Source organism: Flexivirga sp. YIM B11880 (assembly GCF_058148645.1).
Genome location: NZ_JBMAMH010000004.1, coordinates 239384 through 256468 on the forward strand (window position 1 = coordinate 239384; position 17085 = coordinate 256468).

Consider the following 17085-nt stretch of genomic DNA (forward strand, 5'->3'; position numbering starts at 1 on the left):
AACCGCGAGCTTGCTCGCGGTTTTTTTGTCGCGGTGACGCGATGCTGGGAGTGCGTGCGCGGTCCCACGAAGGAGGAGCGTCATACGCGGCTCCTGTCACCGCCAGATCCACCAGAAGACGGTCCACATCCCGATGACCACCATCGCGACGAGCCAGGCAACACCGACGATGGCGCACCCGCCGAACACGATCGGCTCCCACCACGCTTCAGATTGGCCAGCCGGAACCAGGTCGCGGGTTCCGCCCTTACCTGCCTGCCCGGCCGCGCGCCTCAAGCCCTCCAGTTGCTCGGTGCCAACAGCGCGCCGCACCGGCGCAGGGATGCTGCGCCAGCGAGCGATCTCGTTCCCGTACTGCAGTGTCCAGGCCTCGATCGAGCGTTGCGCTGCATCATCGTCACGACCGAGGACGTACCAGAGAGCGCCTGCGGCGGGCAGATCGTGCATCTCGTAGTGAACGGTCGCCAGAAGGTCGAGTACCTCCCTGTCCTGCCGATGCGCGAGCACACCATTGAGCCGATTGCGCGCACTCCCGGGGCGACCGGCGGCCAGGTCGGCGCTTGCGCGCGCCAATCCGTCACTCATCCCGGAGATAGTGCCACCCGCGCGGTGATTCATCGACCGCTTTGTCGTGGAGTCGCGAGACAGTGAGGGGGCCAGCGAGAACCAAGCGAAGGCCCGGATCCGGCGGACCTGCGAGCACGCGAGCGATAACCTGCGAACTCATGAATGCACCGCCAGGGGACGAGGCTCGGCTTGCTGCCGAGGCGCGGGCGCGTGTGCTGATCGACCGCCAGCTGACCGAGGCCGGCTGGGTGGCGCAGGACAAGAAGGCGCTCAACCTCTACGCCGCGCACGGCGTCGCGTGCCGTGAGGTCACCATGGCGTCCGGTCACGATCGGGCGGACCATCTGCGGTATGTCGATCAGCGCGTCGCCGGCCGATTCACGCCCGACGCGCACGGTTTGACGGCCGGAAACCGCGCGGCTGAGGCGGCCAGCCTCTTCGGCGCGGCTGCGTCGCTCGATCCAGCGGACGAACGGTCGGCCGGCTGAACCCGAACGCTCGCTGGACGCCCATGGAGATGGAGCCGGGGCGGTTAGCGGGAGTCGGGCCGGGTAGCGCGGGGGTATGACGAACTTCGGCTACACCCTGATGACGGAACAATCCGGGCCGCGCTCGCTGGTCGACCAGGCCGCACGGGCGGAGGCTGCCGGTTTCGACTTCCTCGTCTCGAGCGACCACTACTCACCATGGCTGAGCGCGCAGGGCCACGCGCCATACGCCTGGGCAGTGCTCGGCGCGGTCGCCCAGGCGACCGAACGCATCGGCCTGATGACCTATGTGACGTGCCCGACCATGCGCTACCACCCGGCGGTGATCGCGCAGAAGGCGGCGACGTTGCAGCTGCTCGCCGAGGGCCGTTTCACGCTCGGCCTCGGCAGCGGCGAGAACCTCAACGAGCACGTCGTCGGCGGCGGCTGGCCGACGGTACATGACCGGCAGCTGATGCTTGCCGAAGCGATCCAACTGATCCGCGAACTGCACAGCGGCGCACTGGTCGACCACCGCGGTGAGTTCTTCGAGGTGGATTCCGCGCGGATCTGGGACCTGCCCGACGGCGGCGTTCCCATCGCGGTGGCCGCCGGCGGACCCCGTGCGGTCGAGACGTTCGGCTCCCTCGCCGACCACCTCATCGCCACCGCTCCGGACAGCGCCATCGTCGCCGCCTGGAACTCACTCCCGGACCGCCCTGAGATCGGAGCCGGAGCCCGCGCCATCGGCCAGCTCCCGGTGTGCTGGGACCCTGATGCGCAGGCCGCGCAGCGTCGGGCGCACGAGCAGTTCCGCTGGTTCGCGGGTGGCTGGTCGGTCAACGCCGACCTCCCGACGACGGCGGGCTTCGCCGGGGCGAGTCAGTTCGTGCGGCCAGAGGACGTCGCAGCCACCATCCCCTGCGGCCCGGACCTCGACCGGATCGTCGAGGCCGTCCGACCGTTCTGGCAGGCGGGCTTCACCGACATCGCGCTGGTTCAGGTCGGCGACGAGTCCACCCGCCCCTTCCTGGACGAGATCGCGACGCCGTTACTGCGCCGACTCCGCGACGCAGCCGACGCAGACCACTGAGGTCGCAGCTCATCGGACGTCTGCGACGCTGGACCTGTGCGAGCGGTGGTGCAGCGGGTCGGTGAGGCGGCGGTCGAGGTCGACGGCGAGGTGGTCGGTGCGATCGACGGCCCGGGACTGCTCGTCTATCTCGGCATGACGCACGACGACGGCCCCGCCCAGATCGACTGGATGGCGCGCAAGATCTGGGGCCTACGAATCCTCCCCGAGGAACGGTCCGCCGCCGATCTCGGCGCCCCGATCCTGCTCGTCTCCCAGTTCACCCTGTATGGCGATGTCCGCAAGGGGCGCCCGTCCGAGCTGGACCGCCGCCGCTCCGCGGCCGGTTGCCGAGCCGGCATACGACGGTGTGTGTCTCGCCCTCCAGGCACTCGGCGCGTCCGTGGAGCGCGGCGTCTTCGGAGCCCAGATGCTCGTCTCCTCCGTGAACGACGGGCCGTTCACGGTGTGGCTGGAGACGCCGGAGCCGATCGAGGTCGATTGACCTGACCAATGCCCGGGTAGAGCGAGAAAAACGAACGAACGCCCTACTGCGGGAAGGACTTGAGCCGATGACCCAGACATCACCGTCGACCCATGACAGCTCGTCGTGCTCGCCCGAGGACGGGCCGGACCGGGAGACCGGCACGACGGCGCACATGCCGTCGGACGTCAGCGACAGCATCGGCATCTTCGACACGTTCGCGACGCATGCGTCGAGGTTCTTCTCCAACGCGTGGTTCTTCGCCTTTTGCGTCCTGCTGGTGCTGCTCTGGGCGCCGTCATACTTCGTGCTCGGCAACATCGACACCTGGCAGCTCATCATCAACACCGTCACGACGATCGTGACGTTCCTCATGGTGGCACTGTTGCAGAACAGTCAGACCCGCGCGGACGATGCGTTGCAGGACAAGCTGAACGCCATCTCGGCCGCGCTCGCAGAACTGATGACCCAGAACGACGTGGATCAGCAGTCCGTGAGCGAGTTGCGCCAGGCGGTCGGCCTTGAGGACAAGGAGTCGTCGTCGTGACGATGCGACGCCGGCAACCGACCGAGCAGCGAGAACCACGCAATGCCAGATGATTTCGGCGACATCGCCGCAGCGCTCGACCCCGCGCTCATCATCGTCACCACGGCAATCGACGGCGAACGCGCCGGGTGCGTGGTGGGTTTCCACGGGCAGTCGAGCATGGAACCCGAGCGCTACTGTGTCTGGCTGTCCAAGGCCAACCACACTGCCCGGGTCGCCCAGCGCGCGGACTACCTCTGCGTCCATCCGGTGCCGCAGGACGCCTTTGCGTTGGCGGAGCGCTTCGGCACGCTGACCGGCGACGACACCGACAAGTTCGCGGGCCTGGACATCCGGGAGGGACCGGACGGCGTGCCCCTCCTGGCGGCCTGCCCGGCCGGGTTCGTGCTGCGCAAGCACACGCTGCTCGACGACGGCGGGGACCACCTCTGCATCACCGGCGAAGTGATCGACTCCTGGTCCGCCGGCTCGTTTCGGCCGCTGCGGCTGTCGCGGGCGCGCGACCTGGAGCCGGGCCACGGCAACGAGGAACGCCCGCTGCCGCCCACCGAACGCGCCCGCTGATGCACCTCCGAACGGCTATGGGCAGGTTCCTGCCGTTGCGGCTCACTGGATCAGCGTGTCTCAGACCATTCCGCCGTTGACCCGGATGTTCTGCCCGTTCACCCAATGACCTGCCGGCCCCGCGAGGAAGGCCACCAGTTCAGCGATGTCCTCCGGCTGTCCCAAGCGCTCGAGTGGGGGCTGCTTGGCCAGACGGGCGACGGTCTCCTCGTCCTTTCCGCTCCTGAAGAGCGGCGTCTCCGTCGGCCCTGGGGCCACGCAGTTGACGGTGATGTCCCGGCCGCGCAGCTCCCGAGCGAGGATCATCGTGATCGCTTCAGCAGCTCCCTTGCTGGCGACGTATGCGCCATAAGAAGGGAATTGCAGGCCAACGACCGACGTGGAGAAGTTGACGACGGCCCCGCCGGCGCGCAGGCGTCGTGCCGCCTGCTGGTCCACGACGAACGTACCGCGGATGTTCGTGCGGTACACCTGGTCGAGGTCGGACAGGTCCAGCTCGCGGATCATGCCGAGGCGCTTGATGGCGGCGGTGTGGACGACGGCGTCGATACCGCCGAATGCATCCTCGACAGCATCGAAGGCGCGGGCAACGGCGCTCTCTTCCGCAACGTCCGCTCGGACCGCGATCGCCCTGCCTCCGGCCCCGACGATCTCACCGACGAGTTGTTCGGCCTTGGCCTGACGTCCTGCGTAATGCACGCCGATCGCGTAGCCGTCATTGACCAGTCGTCGTACGACGGCGCCGCCGATGCCACCCGATCCTCCGGTGACCAGTGCCACGCGTCGACCGGAAACGGTCATGCCGTGGTGTCAGCGCGCACGCGGTCCGCGGCTCTGCTGAAGGCTCTGCGGATGGCACGCTGCACGTAGACGGCTGCCATCCGCTGCTTGTAAGCGGCTGAGCCGCGAACGTCGCCACGCATCTGCGCGACATCCCGCACCCAGGTCGCAGCATTCGCGCACACCTCCTCCGTCGATGCTCCCGCCAACCGGTCGAAAGCATGCGCGATCGGCCCTTCTCCTGTTCCCACGCCGACGCGGACGACGGAGAGGGAGGCATCCTCGTGCAACTCGACCTGGGCGGCCGCGTTGACGCAGGCGTATTCCCACACACCGCGCACGAGGTACTTCTCGAACGCCGAGCCGGAGTGCCGCGGTGGTGTGGCGAGCGAGACGGAGGTGAGGATCTCGTTCGGGGCAATTTCGCCGAAGGCGTCCAGCGGCACGAGGCGGCTCCCACGACTGTCGGTCACCATCGCATGTGCGCCCACCGCGGCAAGGGCGACCGGCGGGTCGTGGCTCCAGTCTCGCGCGGCGATGTTCCCGCCAAGCGTCACCAGGCGCCGGATCCGCGATGTCGCGACCAGGCCCACCGCCTCGCACACTGCCTGGTGATCTCGCGCGACGGCCGGATCGGCCGCGACGTCCTCCAAGGACAGCGCGCCACCGATCGTCAAGCAGTCAGCAGTCTCAACGACGTCCTTGAGACCCGCGATGCTCTGCACCGAGACCAACTCGGCACTTGCACGGTGTCCGCCGTCCCGTCGCTCGAGCAGATAGCGGACACCGCCGCCGATCACCATCCGTGTGCCATCCGCGACAAGAGCGAGCGCTTCCGCCAATTCCCGGGGCCGATGGATCCGCGTCGGCGTTTCTGTTCCCCGTTCCGGCAAGGTCTGCGTCATTCCTGCACCTCGTCTTTCTCGTGCATGCTCCAGTAGATCTTTTCCGCCGTGATCGGCATCTCGAAGGTGCGATGACCTGTCGCGTCTGCCACTGCACTGGAGATCAGTGCGGGAACCGGATCCAGGGCGATCTCGCCGATGCCCTTCGCACCGAACGGTCCGGTCGGCTCGTAGGAGTCGGCGAACCCGACCTTGATCACCGGCATCATTCCTGCGGTCGGGAGCTTGTAGTCCTTGAAGTTCGGTTCCGTGGGCGCGCCGTTGTCCCAGTCGAAGCGCTCGGTGAGTGCGAATCCGAGCCCCTGCGCCAAGGCACCTTCGACCTGTCCCTCCGCCAGCTTCGGGATGAGGACCGTGCCGCAGTCCGCGACCGCCGCCAACTCGAGAACCGTGACCGCCCCCGTTTCGGGATCGACCTCGACCTCGGCTGCTTCCGCCACGAAGTTGTACGAACCCGATTCGTTGCCGAAGAGCGAGTGATCGGGAAACTCCGAGGGGTTGTCCCATGCTCCGACACCGACGATGGGCTGTCCGTCGTGGCGATACAACTCCGCGTGCACCGCGTCGGCAACGGGAAGCTTCCTCAGCCCGGCGTCGCTCCGTTCGTCGCTTCCGTAGATGATCCCGTGGTCGATCCACAACTGCTCGGCCGGAATCTCCAGCTGCCGAGCGGCCGACGTGAGCAGCTGCTCGCATGCATCCTGGGCTGCACGCTTCACAGCGTTGCCGGCGACGTACGTCGTGCGGCTGCCGTACGAACCGAGCACGTCCAGGCCGACATCGGTGTCGGGCCGAGTGACCGTCACGTCCGAGATCGGCAATCCCAGCTCAGCCGCGGCAATTTGGGCCAGGACCGTCCGCGCGCCGGTTCCGATCTCGGCTTCCCCCGTGATGACGGTCGCCCGACCGTCGTCGGAAAGGCGCACCATCGCCGAACTGCCGTCATAGTCGCCGAAACTTCTGCGACCCGAGACGTGCACGCTGCAGCCCATCGCGATGCCACGATTCGGTTTCCGGGCCGAGCGTTTGGCGTCCCAGTCGAACAGTTCGCGGACCTTGGTGATGCATTGTTTGAGTTCGCAGCTGCCGATTCGGTGGTTGTGCGGAGAGACGGCTCCGGCTTCGACGGCATTGAGCAGCATCAGATCCGGAACCTCCATCCCCAAGCGATCTGCCGCCAGGTCCCAGGCCTGGCCCACGGCCCAGTCCGCGGCGGGGTTGCCGAAGCCACGAAAGGCTCCGGTGGGTACCAGATTGGTGTAGATCAGCCGGGAATGCGCACGCACGGCGCGGTACTTGAACACAGCGTCGTGTCGCACGGAGGCGGCAGCCATCACCGCCACGGTCTTGCCGGTGTACGCGCCGTTGTCCGCCAGCACCCGGATGTCCTTGGCGGTGACGATTCCTTCCCCGGTGAAACCGATCTGGACGTCGAAGCGCATACCCGGCCGCGGGTGCGTAGCCAGGAACTCCTCCTCCCTGGTGTTGAGCAGCTGGACCGGGCGACCGGACTTCTTCGCGAGGAGCGCGCAGATCACGGACGTGTTGTCGTCACCGGACTTGCCCCCGAAACCACCGCCGACCTCCGTCTGCACGATGCGTACGTTCCGCAAGTGCATGCCCAACGCACCGGCGTAACGTTGCCGCGCCAGGAACGGCGTCTGCGTGTTGACCCACAGCGTGACGCGTTCGCCCGTCCAGTCCGCGGTGCAGCCGATCGTCTCGATGGCGGAGTGCCACTGTCGCTGCGTCTGCCACGAGCCCTCAATCACGATGTCGCTCTTGGCAAACCAGTCGTCGACGTCGCCGCGCTCGAATTTCACCTCGTGCGCCAGGTTTCCGGCAGCGTCCGCGTGCACGAGCGGCGCGCCGTCGGCGAGCGCCTCGTCCATGGAGAGCACCGCCGGCAACTGCTCGTACTCCACGCGGATCAGCTCGACGGCCAGCCGGGCTGTGTCGCGATCAACGGCCGCAACGGCAGCAACCTCGTCGCCGACATACCTCACCTCGCTGACCGCAAGGGGATAGAGATCGGGTCGGAAGGCACCCCACTTGATCTTCGGGGTGTCATCGGCGGTGATCACGGCGTAGACCCCGGGCAGCCGTTCCGCCGCCGAGGTGTCGACCGAAAGCACCCGTGCCCTCGGGTATGGCGAGCGCAGCACCGCAGCCTGCAGCATCCGGGGCAGCCGGATGTCGCCGGAATAGTCGGTGCGTCCGCTCACTTTCTCGAAGCCGTCGATGCGGTCTACCGAGGTTCCAATGAGCGGTGGGAACTCGACGGGTCGCGAGATCCGGGCGAGATCGTGCTCGATGCTCATTTGACAGCCCCCTCCAGGTTGTCCCGAGACCATCTGGCGGCTTGCTTCGCAGCGTCGACGATTTTCACGTAACCCGTGCAGCGACAGAAGTTGCCGTCGACCGTCGACACGATCTCCTCATCCGACGGATCCGGGTTGTCCTCCAGCAGCGCCTTCACTGCCATGACGTGCCCGGGCGTGCAGAAACCGCATTGCAGGCCCGCGCACTCGACGAACGCCTTCTGCACCGGGTCCAGCTCGCTGCTGGAGCCGATGCCCTCGATCGTTGTCACCTCGGCGCCCTCGACGAGGCCGACCATCTGCAGACAGGAGGGGACGGCTCGGCCGTTCACCATCACCGTGCAGGCTCCGCAGTAGCCGATCTCGCACCCGGACTTGGTTCCCCGCAGGTCCACCTCATACCGGAGTGCCTCCAAGAGGGTCCGGGTTGCGTCTCCCGGGATCTCCACCGGATCCCCGTTCAAAACAAACGACACCACGTTCGTCCTCCATTCACTGTGTGTGTCCGTCGACGATCACCACTCCGGGTGATCGCTACGTGCCGAAAGTGCCCGGTCGGGCGTGTCATGGATGCGTCACTGTCGGACGCAATGCTCTGCGAACGTGCCGATCTCATCGGCGACAGGCGGATGTTCCAGCACACCCAGGTGCCGCAATCCGGTGAGCTCACGGAACTCCCCACGCTTCACGGTCTCCGCGATCAGGCGGCCCATCGCGGGCGGCGTGGCATAGTCATCCGCGCCGGTCATGACCAATGTCGGCGCAAGGATCCGACGGAGCCCGGCACGCGCGTCGAGCGCTCCCATGGCAATGGAGGCGGCGGCGTGTGCGCTGGAATCGGTGGCGAGGAATGCCTGCACGACCGGCGTGACGATCTCGGGCAGGTTCTGCGCGGCGTGCGGTGTGAACCACCGCTCCAGCTGGAACGGGAGTTGCTCCGTGCGGGGCACCGACGCAGCCTTCGCCGCTCGGTCCGCCCACGCTTCCTCAGCGTCCGGCCCGTACCACGCCGTGGTGTCCAGCAGCACCAGGGCCGACAATCGCTCGCCCAACTGCGGCGCTGCAACCATCGCGGTGCTGCCGCCCATCGAAGCGCCACCCAGTGAGATCGGTCCCGTCGTGACGTTGTCCACCAGCGTGATGACGTCCCGGGCGAGATCCTCCATCGTGAAGGGGGCGCCGTTCCAGGAGGTGCCGCCGTGGCCGCGCGCATCGGGCGCGATGACGTCGAACGAATCGGTCAGACGGTCTATGACCGGCTCCCATACGGCGCTGCTCAAGGCGAGCGGGTGGAGCAGGACGAGAACCGGGCCTGTGCCCGCACGGCGGTACGCGATCACGCCGCCGGCTGCGTGCAGGGTCCGAAGTGTCCGGAAGTCGCTCTCACGCGTCATACCGCTCTCCTCAGTGCGGCGAGGTTGTCGCCCAAAACCGCTGAGCCGACGGCGGATCGGCAAATCGTGCCGACCGGGTCCGGGTCACCCAGCAGGAACGGATAGTCGGTCCCCAACAGCACCCGGTCCACGCCAGCGACCTGGGCGAGGTAGCGGACCGCATCCTCCGACATCGCCACGGTGTCGTAGTAGAGCGCCGACAAGTACGCGGAGGGTGGACGTTCGATGACATGGGCCTTGAGGCCGTCCGCCCGGTGGCCGCCGTCCAGCCGTCGGGCCTGATAGGGCAGGAATCCACCACCATGGACGACGATCAACCGCAACTCCGGGTGACGGTCGACGACTCCGGCGAGTAGTAGCCGGCTGATCGCGAAGGTGGTGTCCACCAGCCGGCACCATGTGTTGCCGTATTCGGCGCTGTCGGGGATCGCGGTGGAAGGACCGTCGGTCGGCGGGTGAATCATGATCGGCATCCCCGAGGACGATGCAGCTTCCCACAGCACCTCCAGCCGTGGGTCGGCCAGATCGTCCGCTCCGACAGGGCTGCTCGGCAGCAGAACGCCGAAGACGTCGTCGGCGCTGGACAGCTCGATCAGGTCAGCAGCTGCACGCTTCGGGTCATGGGTCGCCAGGGCAGCGATCACGCCGGGCGCGGCTGCATCGAAGCTCTCTGCGAAGGCACGCAACTCGTGATTGACGAGCCCGACCCACTCGGCGGCTTCTGCAGCCGGAAGATCGGCTGGTGGCAGCAACTCCAACCACGGACTGAGCACTTGGTGATCGATCCCCTGACGGCCCATTTTCGCCCGCCGTGCATCCGGATCGACCATCGCCGGCAGAAGTCGTCGACGCATCCCGGACGGCGTTGTCACCCACCAGCCGGAGTCACCGGTCACCGGCTCGGCCCGGAAGCCGTGTGAGCCGTCCTTGAGGCGGTCGACGATCCGCGGCGGCACCGCGTGAGCGTGGCAGTCGACGACACTCATCCGGCGACCTCACCGCCAGTGTTGTCGTCCAGCGAGGACGCGACTTTCTTCCAGCCATCCCGCTCGATGGCGGCGAGGCCGCCCAGCACCAACGATGACGTGAGCGCCGCGGCCAGATCGGCGTTGCGTTCACGGTAGGCCAGCACCAGTCGTGCGTGGTCGGTCACCGACTGCTCACGCCTGCCCGGCATCGACAGGCTCAGGTGCCGAAATTGCAGCATCCGCAAGCTGAGCGAATCGACGACCCTGGCAAGGGTGCGGTTGCGCCCGATCTCGGCCTCGAGCTGGCGGAACCTGACGTTCGTCCAGAAATAGCCCTCGTGATCGTCGGTCCGCGCGGCGTCGGCGAGCTGGTCCTGCAGGATCTGGAGCCGGTCCAGGTCGGCGTCGCTCGCCTGGTCCACGACACAGCGCGAAACCATTGCATAGAGGTTCGCTCGCACGTAATACAGCTCGCGGACCTCGTCGATGTCCAGCATCGCGACCCGCGGGCGCTTGTGCGCGATGGTCTCGACGAAGCCTTCGCGCTCGAGCGTCAGCAGTGCTTCACGGATCGGTGTCCGACTCGTCCCGAAGGCACGAGCCAGCTCTACCGTGTTGAGGTCGGCCCCCGGAAGGAGGCGACCCTCGATGATGTCGACGCCCAGACTGACAACCACCTCTTCCGCGATGCTCCCGCTGTCGCCTTTGGCGCCACCGTGATTCAGCACTCGCAGGATTTCGCTGCGGGCGATGTCCGGCACTTTCAACACCGAGCCGGCGGGCGCGGCGCCTCCGTCACCGCTCGTGGCGGCTTCCTGGTTCCCCTGATCGGTCATACGCTCAGCTCCTCACGCCACTTTGTGGCCACCGATTCGATCAACTCCCGGCTCGACTCCGCGACCCGCGGAAAATCGGTGATGCGCTCGAACGGTCGGGTTGCGTCGATCACCGCCCGTGTGTTGTAGACCGGCGCACCTGGCGCGCGCAACGGGTCCACCCGGCTCCCCCACGTCTTGCGCAGAATCTCGATGTCCTCACCCGGTTCGGTGCGTGTACACATCGCCCACATGACCTCGGTCAGGCTGCGAGCGTCGACATCTGCGTCCACGACCACCACGAACTTGTTCATGTATGCCGATGTCGGCAGCTGCGATGCGAGGAGTCCTGCCTGCCGCGCGTGTCCGGGGTAGCCCTGCTCGACCGCGACCACGACGAACTGCCGGCCGCCGCCGACCTCGTGGGACCACACGCTGCGCACCCCTGGCAGGCCGGTTGCGTGCAAGCTGTCCTGGATCATCGCCGACTTCATGACACTGCGCATGTACGAGTAGTCGTGCGGCGGTTTGCCGGGTGGCGCGCCGAGCATGATCGGGTCGTCCCGGTGGTAGAGAGTGTCGATCTTGAGCGACAGCACCGGGTCGGTGCCACCGCTGTAGTAGCCGGTCCACTCACCGAATGGCCCCTCGGGCAGCTTGTGCTCGGGATAAAGCCAGCCCTCCACCGCGATCTCCGCGTTCGCTGGTATCGGAAGTCCGGTCGACTCGCCTCGGATGAACTCGACGGGCCTGCCGAGGATCGCCCCGGCGTAGTCCAATTCGCTGATGTCCCGGGGAATCTCGGTGCCAGCAACCATCAGCAACAGTGGATCCTGGCCGAGGCTAGCGGTGATCGGAGCTCGGCCCTCCCGCGCGAACCATTCACGCAAGTGCGCGGCGCCGTGCTTACCGTGCTCGATGTTCACCGTTGCTTCCCGGCCGTCGGCCTGGATCTGCATCCGATAGGCGCCGGCGTTCGGCACGCCGGTTGCCGGATCGGTGGTGAAGACCGCGCAACCGGTGCCGATGAACCGGCCGCCGTCGTGCTCGTGCCATCGCGGCACGGGAAATGCGTTGAGGTCCACGTCTTCACCCGTGACGACATTCGTCACGACCGGACCTTCGCTCACTTCGGCTGCGGCGAAGTGCGGTGCGTCCTCTATCCAGCCGGCAGGTCGGGATCTCAGCGCGTCGACGAGCCGCGCGTCATCAAGGTCGCAGCCTAGGCGGAGTGTGAGGCCGAGCCGGCGCGCGTTGGACATCGATCCGGCGAGCACACGCTGACCATGTCGGTAGCCGACGATGTCGTCGAACAGAAGGGCTTTCGGATCGGCCCTGCGATAGTTCACCTCGCATGCCGCCCCGATCTCGAGATCCCAGTGCGCGTCCGTCAAGCAACGAACCTCACCGAGTTCCTCCGCGGCGGCGAGCCATGCCCTGAGGTCATCGAGCCGGTCGGTGAACAGCTCCTCAACTGCCCCCACGATCAGCCCTTCGCGCTGGGGATGAACGAGTTGTCGACGAATGCGTCCGGATTGCTAGGGGCGGACTTTCCCGCCTTCTTGGCTCCGGTCCTGAGTGCGTCCGAGATCAATGCCGGATCCACCGTCGGCTTCGAGCGCCACAGCGGCCGGAAGAAGTTGTACGCGTATTCGTTGAGCGATTCGTCGTCGGTACCGCTCCACTTCCGGATGCTCTTCAGCGCGACCTTCTTGTTGGCCTTGATCAGCTTCAGGCACTCGGTGTCGGCCGCAACGAACTTCGCCACCGTGGACTTGTTCTTTGCGACATACGAACCCATCGCCGTGTAGGCGTTCGCGGCAGCCTTATACTTCGTGAAGTCCATCACCTTGATGAAGCCCTTGGTCCTGGCCTTGGTGCCGTTCGGCGGCTGAGTCACGATGGCGTCGACGGAGCCATGGTCGAGCGCAGTGACTTCGGCGGGGCTGCTCTTGAGATAGACCTTCTTGACGTCCGACTCGCTCCAACCCTTGTCCTTCAGGAACGCGTCCACAGCGGCGTCGCCCAGCGAGCCGGGCGACGAGAGCCCGATCCGCTTACCTTTGATCTGGTCGGGCGCGGTGATGTTCTTCTTGCCCCACATCTCCATGTAGTAGCTGTCGATCGGCAGCGAGATGTACTTGACGTTGGTGCCGGCGCCGAGCGCTCCGGCGGCGCTGGACGACGCGACGCCCGCTCCGATCTGAACGCTGCCGCTAGCCAGCGCGGAGAAGAGCTGGGAACTGCTGTTGAGCAACTCGATCTTCGCGTCGAGGCCGTGCTTCTTGAAGATGCCTTGGTCGTTGCACACATACAGATCGGTGTATGCCGCACCCACCGCGGTATAGCCGATGGTGACCTTGGGATCGCTCCCGGCTGACCCACTGCCTCCAGAGGTGCTGCAACCGGCCAGCAATCCTGCCGTGGCCGCGACGGCGACGACGTTGCGATATCTCATGACTTGCTACTCCTGCACGGGTGAGTGGTTCAGACGGATGCGGACCAGAAGGTGAACCGGCGTTCGACGACGGCCACCGTCCGGGTGAGCACAACAGCGATGACAGCGATCACGACGATGGCTGCCATCGCCTTGTCGAGCTGGAAGTTGGAGGTTTGCAGCTGGACGACATAGCCCAGACCGGAGCTGCCCATGAACAGTTCGGCGACGATCGCACCCACCAGCGCGCGGCCGACGGCTTGACGGACGCCGGCGAGGATGTACGGCATCGTGGCCGGCAGCGCGACCGCAGCCAGTGTGCGGGTGCGCGAAGCGCAGAAGACCCGGGCGACATTGAGGTAGTCCACGTCGACGTTCCTCGAGCCCGTGATGACGTTGATCATCAGCGGGAAGATCGCGCTCCAGACCACGATTACAAGGCGAGCACTGCCGCCAATCCCGAACCAGGAGATGATGATTGGCAGGAAGACGACGAACGGCACTGAGTACATGATGCTGACGATCAGTTCGCTGAGGCCGTCCAGCACCCGGCTCCGGCCGATGATCAGGCCCATCGGTATCCCGACCACGACGGTGATCGCCATACCGAGGAAAACCGTCTCCAGGGTCTGCATCGTGGGTCCGAGCATCGAGCCGTCTCGGATCATGTCGATCAGCGCGGTGACCGCACCGATGGGGCTGCTGGTGAAGCTCGGGTTCACCAGTCCGATCCAGGTGCCGACCTGCCACAACGCGAGCACGGTGACCAGGCCGATGATGCCGAGCCAGGTGGTGCCGACTGTGAAACGGCTTCGCGTGGTTGCGTACACCTGCTCTGCAGGCGCGCGGCGCCGGGACGTACGTGTCGCCATCGACTGCTCAGCCCTGACGACTGTTGCGCTCTTCATTTCGGGCCTCCTTCGGGTGTGCCTGTTGGACGACCAGCTCGGTGATCTGCTCGCACAATCTGAGAAAGCGCGGGGTGCGCTTGACCCCGCGCGTCCGGGGGCGCTCGAGGTCGATCGGGACATCGGCGACGAGGTGCGCCGGTCCCGCTGAGAGGACCAGCACGCGATCCGCAAGGAAGACCGCTTCATCGACGTCGTGCGTGATGAACATCGCTGTCTTGCCGCTGGACACCTCACTGGACTGCCAGACTCGAGTCAGCTCTTCCTGCATCACTTCACGGGTCTGCGCGTCGAGCGCCGCGAAGGGTTCGTCCAACAGGATCAGTTCCGGATCGGTGGCGAGTGCGCGCGCCAGATTGACGCGTTGCTTCATACCGCCGGAGAGCTCGCGGGGATACTTCTTCCCCCGGCCTTCGAGCCCGACGAGATTGACCAGCTCCACACATTTGGCCTTTCCGGCTGCGTCCAGCTTGCCCTGAGCCTCGAGCCCGAACTCGACGTTGCGTTGAACGTTGCGCCAAGGAAAGAGCGACGCGTGCTGAAAGACCAGCGATCGGTCGGTGCCCGGGCCGGTGAGCTGCTGGCCGTCAAGCGCGAGAGTGCCACTGTGCACCGGCACGAGACCGGCGACAGCACTCAAAAAGGTTGTCTTGCCGCAGCCGCTGGGCCCGACGATGGCGATGAATTCGCCGGCCGCGACCTGGAAGCTCAGTCCGTCGACCGCCAGCGCGAAGGTCGAGTGCCGACCCGAGGTATGACCGAGTGCGAGGTCTTCGACGGCGAGTTTGGTTTCTACTGTCATGGTCGTCCTTGTGAGTGGCAAAGTGTCGACACTTCACTGTGACATGGTTCATAATGGAGCGTCAAGGAGTTGGACGAACTTTCCCCGAAAGGAAGCCTTCCCGATGCACGGTTCGCGCTACATCACTACTCATACAAGCATTTTCGACGCTGTTCATCGGCGCGTCGCATTCCAAAGCAAGGACAACATCGCCGGGAATCCCGCCACGACAGACCTGTGTCTGTCGACACTTTGGCGGCCTGAGCGGCTCTACCCGATGGCGGACAACCCGTGGGCTTCCCAGCTGACCGAGCAGGATCGGGCGCTGCTCGCCTCGACGCCGTGGGCCAAACAGGACTGGTTCGGACTCGGTGGGCGGCCTGCTCTGCTCGTGGTCGACATGTATGAAGCCGCTGTCGGCCCGCGTGACGTCTCACTCCTGGATGCAGTCCGCACGCACCCCTCCGCCGCCGGGCCCGCCGCATGGCGGGCGGTGGCGGTCATCGCCGAGCTCCTCGCCACGGCACGGGCATGGCAAATTCCGGTCCTGCACGCCACCGGGCTGGACGGTGGGTACAGCCCGTGGAATCCGAAGAAGAGACCCGGCAGCACACCGCGCGCGGGCCAGCCCGACGGTGCATGGGATTTTGTTGCGGAGTGCACTCCCGCAGACGACGAGGTCGTCCTGCGGAAGGGCACGCCGAGCGCTTTCACCACCACGCCCCTCGGAAGCATCCTGCGCAGCACGGGTTGCGACACCGTGGTGGTGGTCGGTGAAGCGACCAGCGGATGCATTCGTGCCAGTGTCGTGGACGGGCGATGCGAAGGTTTCGCGATCGCCGTGGTGGAAGACGCCACCTTCGACCGCTTCGAATCCAGCCACCTCCAGTCGCTGTTCGACCTCGATCAGAAGTATGCCGACGTCATCGACGCGGCTGAAGCCACCGACTACTTCGGGAGCCGCACATGCGTGTCATAGTGGCCATGACGGGCGCGAGCGGGGCGGTGTACGGCATCCGCACGCTCGAGCTGCTCCGAAGCATGCCGGCCGTCGAGACCCACCTCGTGGTGTCCTCCGCCGCGAAGCTCACTCTCAAGGAGGAGTGCGGGATGTCGGTGCGCGATCTGAACCCGCTCGCCGAGGTGGTCCATCGACCCGGCGAAATCGGCGCCAGCATCGCGTCCGGGTCGTTCCGAGTCGACGCCATGATGGTCATGCCGTGCTCGATCAAAACGCTGTCCTCAATCGCGTACTCGCACACGGACGATTTGATCTCGCGTTCCGCCGACGTCCAGTTGAAGGAAGGGCGCCCCTTGCTACTGCTCCTTCGGGAGACACCGCTGCACACCGGGCATCTCCGTGCAGCGTTGGCAGCGTCCGAGATCGGCGCAGTGATCATGCCTCCGGCACCGGCGATGTACAACCGGCCATCGTCCGTGGCGGAGATCGTCGATCACACGGTCGTGCGTGCTCTGCAGCGCGTGGGTATCGAGACCGGTCGCGGTGCCGAATGGCCGGGGATCGCCACAGCCTTGCACTCACATGCACAGCACGATCGGCTGGCTGCCACTCCCGACGGCGGCACGGTGTTCTGATGCTGTCTCGACGCGACATTGGCTGTTGTGCGGACGCGGCTGAGGCCGCCATGCACGCGTGGGTGCAGATTCAACTGTTTGTGGCGAGCACGGACCCACGCCCCGAACTGCGTGCTCGGCTGGGGTTCGGTGTGACAAAAGCACGCGTGTTGATCGGTCTCGCAGAGCGGCCCATGACCCTCCGCGAACTCGCCGAGGTAAGCCACATCGATGCTCCGGCGGCCACAAAAGCCGCGACCACCCTCCAACGTCTGGGGCTTGTCGCCCGTCGCCCACATCCGGACGACAACCGTTGCAAGCTGGTTGAACTCACCTCCTCCGGCATCCGAACTGCGGCAATCGCAGACCAGATCCTCAACGATCCTCCGGAGCGACTCACCGCGATGCCACCGGACCAATTAATCGCTTTGCTCGGCCTGTTTGACCAACTGAATCAGCACCTGACGACCCAAGCGCCGGCTCATTGAAAGCCGATCGCG

General features: G+C 66.1%; 19 protein-coding genes and 1 pseudogene. 8 read left to right on the plus strand and 12 right to left on the minus strand.

The genetic code is table 11. The features are described from left to right. Positions 1–96: 96 nt before the first annotated feature. Positions 97–618: a DUF6584 family protein gene (locus tag ACN8HC_RS08770; protein WP_490074447.1), complete on the minus strand. Its 522-nt coding sequence runs from the start codon at positions 616–618 to the stop codon at positions 97–99. Positions 619–725: 107 nt separating this feature from the next. Between ACN8HC_RS08770 and ACN8HC_RS08775 the strand changes: the two genes are divergently transcribed. The 5 genes and pseudogenes from ACN8HC_RS08775 (at position 726) to ACN8HC_RS08795 (ending at position 3701) form a co-directional block, all read left to right on the plus strand. Continuing rightward, entirely contained in the window at positions 726–1055 is a 330-nt protein-coding gene (locus ACN8HC_RS08775) for a hypothetical protein (RefSeq protein WP_490074448.1), read from the plus strand. A 76-nt stretch (positions 1056–1131) separates the two neighbouring features. Next, a complete protein-coding gene (locus tag ACN8HC_RS08780) occupies positions 1132–2127 on the plus strand; it encodes an LLM class F420-dependent oxidoreductase (protein WP_490074449.1) in 996 nt (331 codons plus the stop codon). Positions 2128–2163: 36 nt separating this feature from the next. After that, a pseudogene (dtd, locus tag ACN8HC_RS08785) lies at positions 2164–2611 on the plus strand (D-aminoacyl-tRNA deacylase). 67 nt (positions 2612–2678) lie between these two features. After that, positions 2679–3137 (plus strand): low affinity iron permease family protein, encoded by a 459-nt coding sequence (locus ACN8HC_RS08790; RefSeq protein ID WP_490074450.1) that lies wholly within the window; start codon positions 2679–2681, stop codon positions 3135–3137. Between the two features lie 42 nt (positions 3138–3179). Beyond that, positions 3180–3701, plus strand: coding sequence for a flavin reductase family protein (locus tag ACN8HC_RS08795; protein ID WP_490074451.1), 522 nt, complete (start codon positions 3180–3182; stop codon positions 3699–3701). Positions 3702–3761: 60 nt separating this feature from the next. Here the strand turns inward: ACN8HC_RS08795 and ACN8HC_RS08800 are convergent, their stop codons facing one another. The 11 genes from ACN8HC_RS08800 to ACN8HC_RS08850 form a co-directional block, all read right to left on the minus strand. Beyond that, entirely contained in the window at positions 3762–4481 is a 720-nt protein-coding gene (locus tag ACN8HC_RS08800; RefSeq protein ID WP_490074452.1) for an SDR family oxidoreductase, read from the minus strand. A 17-nt stretch (positions 4482–4498) separates the two neighbouring features. Continuing rightward, on the minus strand, positions 4499–5386 hold the full coding sequence (locus ACN8HC_RS08805) for an FAD binding domain-containing protein (protein WP_490074453.1): 888 nt from the start codon (positions 5384–5386) through the stop codon (positions 4499–4501). Continuing rightward, the gene (locus ACN8HC_RS08810) at positions 5383–7707 is read right to left on the minus strand and encodes a xanthine dehydrogenase family protein molybdopterin-binding subunit (RefSeq protein ID WP_490074454.1); all 2325 of its coding nucleotides are present in this window, start codon (positions 7705–7707) and stop codon (positions 5383–5385) included. Before ACN8HC_RS08810 ends, ACN8HC_RS08805 begins: the two co-directional genes overlap by 4 nt. Beyond that, complete coding sequence (locus ACN8HC_RS08815; protein WP_490074455.1) at positions 7704–8183, minus strand: (2Fe-2S)-binding protein; 480 nt, start codon at positions 8181–8183, stop codon at positions 7704–7706. The genes ACN8HC_RS08810 and ACN8HC_RS08815 overlap by 4 nt, the downstream gene beginning before the upstream one ends. Before the next feature lie 99 nt (positions 8184–8282). Continuing rightward, entirely contained in the window at positions 8283–9101 is an 819-nt protein-coding gene (locus ACN8HC_RS08820; protein ID WP_490074456.1) for an alpha/beta fold hydrolase, read from the minus strand. Next, positions 9098–10087: an amidohydrolase family protein gene (locus ACN8HC_RS08825; protein WP_490074457.1), complete on the minus strand. Its 990-nt coding sequence runs from the start codon at positions 10085–10087 to the stop codon at positions 9098–9100. The genes ACN8HC_RS08820 and ACN8HC_RS08825 overlap by 4 nt, the downstream gene beginning before the upstream one ends. Next, positions 10084–10905, minus strand: coding sequence for a GntR family transcriptional regulator (locus ACN8HC_RS08830; RefSeq protein WP_490074458.1), 822 nt, complete (start codon positions 10903–10905; stop codon positions 10084–10086). The genes ACN8HC_RS08825 and ACN8HC_RS08830 overlap by 4 nt, the downstream gene beginning before the upstream one ends. Next, entirely contained in the window at positions 10902–12368 is a 1467-nt protein-coding gene (locus ACN8HC_RS08835; protein ID WP_490074459.1) for a UbiD family decarboxylase, read from the minus strand. Before ACN8HC_RS08835 ends, ACN8HC_RS08830 begins: the two co-directional genes overlap by 4 nt. A 2-nt stretch (positions 12369–12370) precedes the next feature. Continuing rightward, a complete protein-coding gene (locus tag ACN8HC_RS08840) occupies positions 12371–13342 on the minus strand; it encodes an ABC transporter substrate-binding protein (protein ID WP_490074460.1) in 972 nt (323 codons plus the stop codon). A gap of 29 nt (positions 13343–13371) precedes the next feature. Beyond that, positions 13372–14229, minus strand: a complete 858-nt coding sequence (locus tag ACN8HC_RS08845) for an ABC transporter permease (protein ID WP_490074461.1) — start codon at positions 14227–14229, stop codon at positions 13372–13374. Continuing rightward, positions 14201–15031, minus strand: a complete 831-nt coding sequence (locus ACN8HC_RS08850) for an ABC transporter ATP-binding protein (protein ID WP_490074462.1) — start codon at positions 15029–15031, stop codon at positions 14201–14203. Before ACN8HC_RS08850 ends, ACN8HC_RS08845 begins: the two co-directional genes overlap by 29 nt. Between ACN8HC_RS08850 and ACN8HC_RS08855 the strand changes: the two genes are divergently transcribed. Genes ACN8HC_RS08855 through ACN8HC_RS08865 form a run of 3 tightly spaced genes read left to right on the plus strand, consistent with a single transcriptional unit; the run spans position 15030 to position 17073 of the window. Beyond that, a complete protein-coding gene (locus tag ACN8HC_RS08855; RefSeq protein ID WP_490074463.1) occupies positions 15030–15989 on the plus strand; it encodes an isochorismatase family protein in 960 nt (319 codons plus the stop codon). The genes ACN8HC_RS08850 and ACN8HC_RS08855 overlap by 2 nt on opposite strands. Positions 15990–15994: 5 nt before the next feature. Then, entirely contained in the window at positions 15995–16606 is a 612-nt protein-coding gene (locus ACN8HC_RS08860; protein ID WP_490074464.1) for a UbiX family flavin prenyltransferase, read from the plus strand. After that, positions 16606–17073, plus strand: coding sequence for a MarR family winged helix-turn-helix transcriptional regulator (locus tag ACN8HC_RS08865; protein ID WP_490074465.1), 468 nt, complete (start codon positions 16606–16608; stop codon positions 17071–17073). The genes ACN8HC_RS08860 and ACN8HC_RS08865 overlap by 1 nt, the downstream gene beginning before the upstream one ends. Positions 17074–17085: the final 12 nt, after the last annotated feature.

What these genes read in the sequence shown, in the direction of transcription:
- ACN8HC_RS08770 (WP_490074447.1), bottom strand. Translation starts at nt 618, where the DNA reads ATGAATCACCGCGCGGGTGGCACTATCTCCGGGATGAGTGACGGATTG.
- ACN8HC_RS08775 (WP_490074448.1), top strand. Translation starts at nt 726, where the DNA reads ATGAATGCACCGCCAGGGGACGAGGCTCGGCTTGCTGCCGAGGCGCGG.
- ACN8HC_RS08780 (WP_490074449.1), top strand. Translation starts at nt 1,132, where the DNA reads ATGACGAACTTCGGCTACACCCTGATGACGGAACAATCCGGGCCGCGC.
- ACN8HC_RS08790 (WP_490074450.1), top strand. Translation starts at nt 2,679, where the DNA reads ATGACCCAGACATCACCGTCGACCCATGACAGCTCGTCGTGCTCGCCC.
- ACN8HC_RS08795 (WP_490074451.1), top strand. Translation starts at nt 3,180, where the DNA reads ATGCCAGATGATTTCGGCGACATCGCCGCAGCGCTCGACCCCGCGCTC.
- ACN8HC_RS08805 (WP_490074453.1), bottom strand. Translation starts at nt 5,386, where the DNA reads ATGACGCAGACCTTGCCGGAACGGGGAACAGAAACGCCGACGCGGATC.
- ACN8HC_RS08810 (WP_490074454.1), bottom strand. Translation starts at nt 7,707, where the DNA reads ATGAGCATCGAGCACGATCTCGCCCGGATCTCGCGACCCGTCGAGTTC.
- ACN8HC_RS08820 (WP_490074456.1), bottom strand. Translation starts at nt 9,101, where the DNA reads ATGACGCGTGAGAGCGACTTCCGGACACTTCGGACCCTGCACGCAGCC.
- ACN8HC_RS08825 (WP_490074457.1), bottom strand. Translation starts at nt 10,087, where the DNA reads ATGAGTGTCGTCGACTGCCACGCTCACGCGGTGCCGCCGCGGATCGTC.
- ACN8HC_RS08830 (WP_490074458.1), bottom strand. Translation starts at nt 10,905, where the DNA reads ATGACCGATCAGGGGAACCAGGAAGCCGCCACGAGCGGTGACGGAGGC.
- ACN8HC_RS08840 (WP_490074460.1), bottom strand. Translation starts at nt 13,342, where the DNA reads ATGAGATATCGCAACGTCGTCGCCGTCGCGGCCACGGCAGGATTGCTG.
- ACN8HC_RS08845 (WP_490074461.1), bottom strand. Translation starts at nt 14,229, where the DNA reads ATGAAGAGCGCAACAGTCGTCAGGGCTGAGCAGTCGATGGCGACACGT.
- ACN8HC_RS08855 (WP_490074463.1), top strand. Translation starts at nt 15,030, where the DNA reads ATGGTCGTCCTTGTGAGTGGCAAAGTGTCGACACTTCACTGTGACATG.
- ACN8HC_RS08850 (WP_490074462.1), bottom strand. Translation starts at nt 15,031, where the DNA reads ATGACAGTAGAAACCAAACTCGCCGTCGAAGACCTCGCACTCGGTCAT.
- ACN8HC_RS08860 (WP_490074464.1), top strand. Translation starts at nt 15,995, where the DNA reads ATGACGGGCGCGAGCGGGGCGGTGTACGGCATCCGCACGCTCGAGCTG.
- ACN8HC_RS08865 (WP_490074465.1), top strand. Translation starts at nt 16,606, where the DNA reads ATGCTGTCTCGACGCGACATTGGCTGTTGTGCGGACGCGGCTGAGGCC.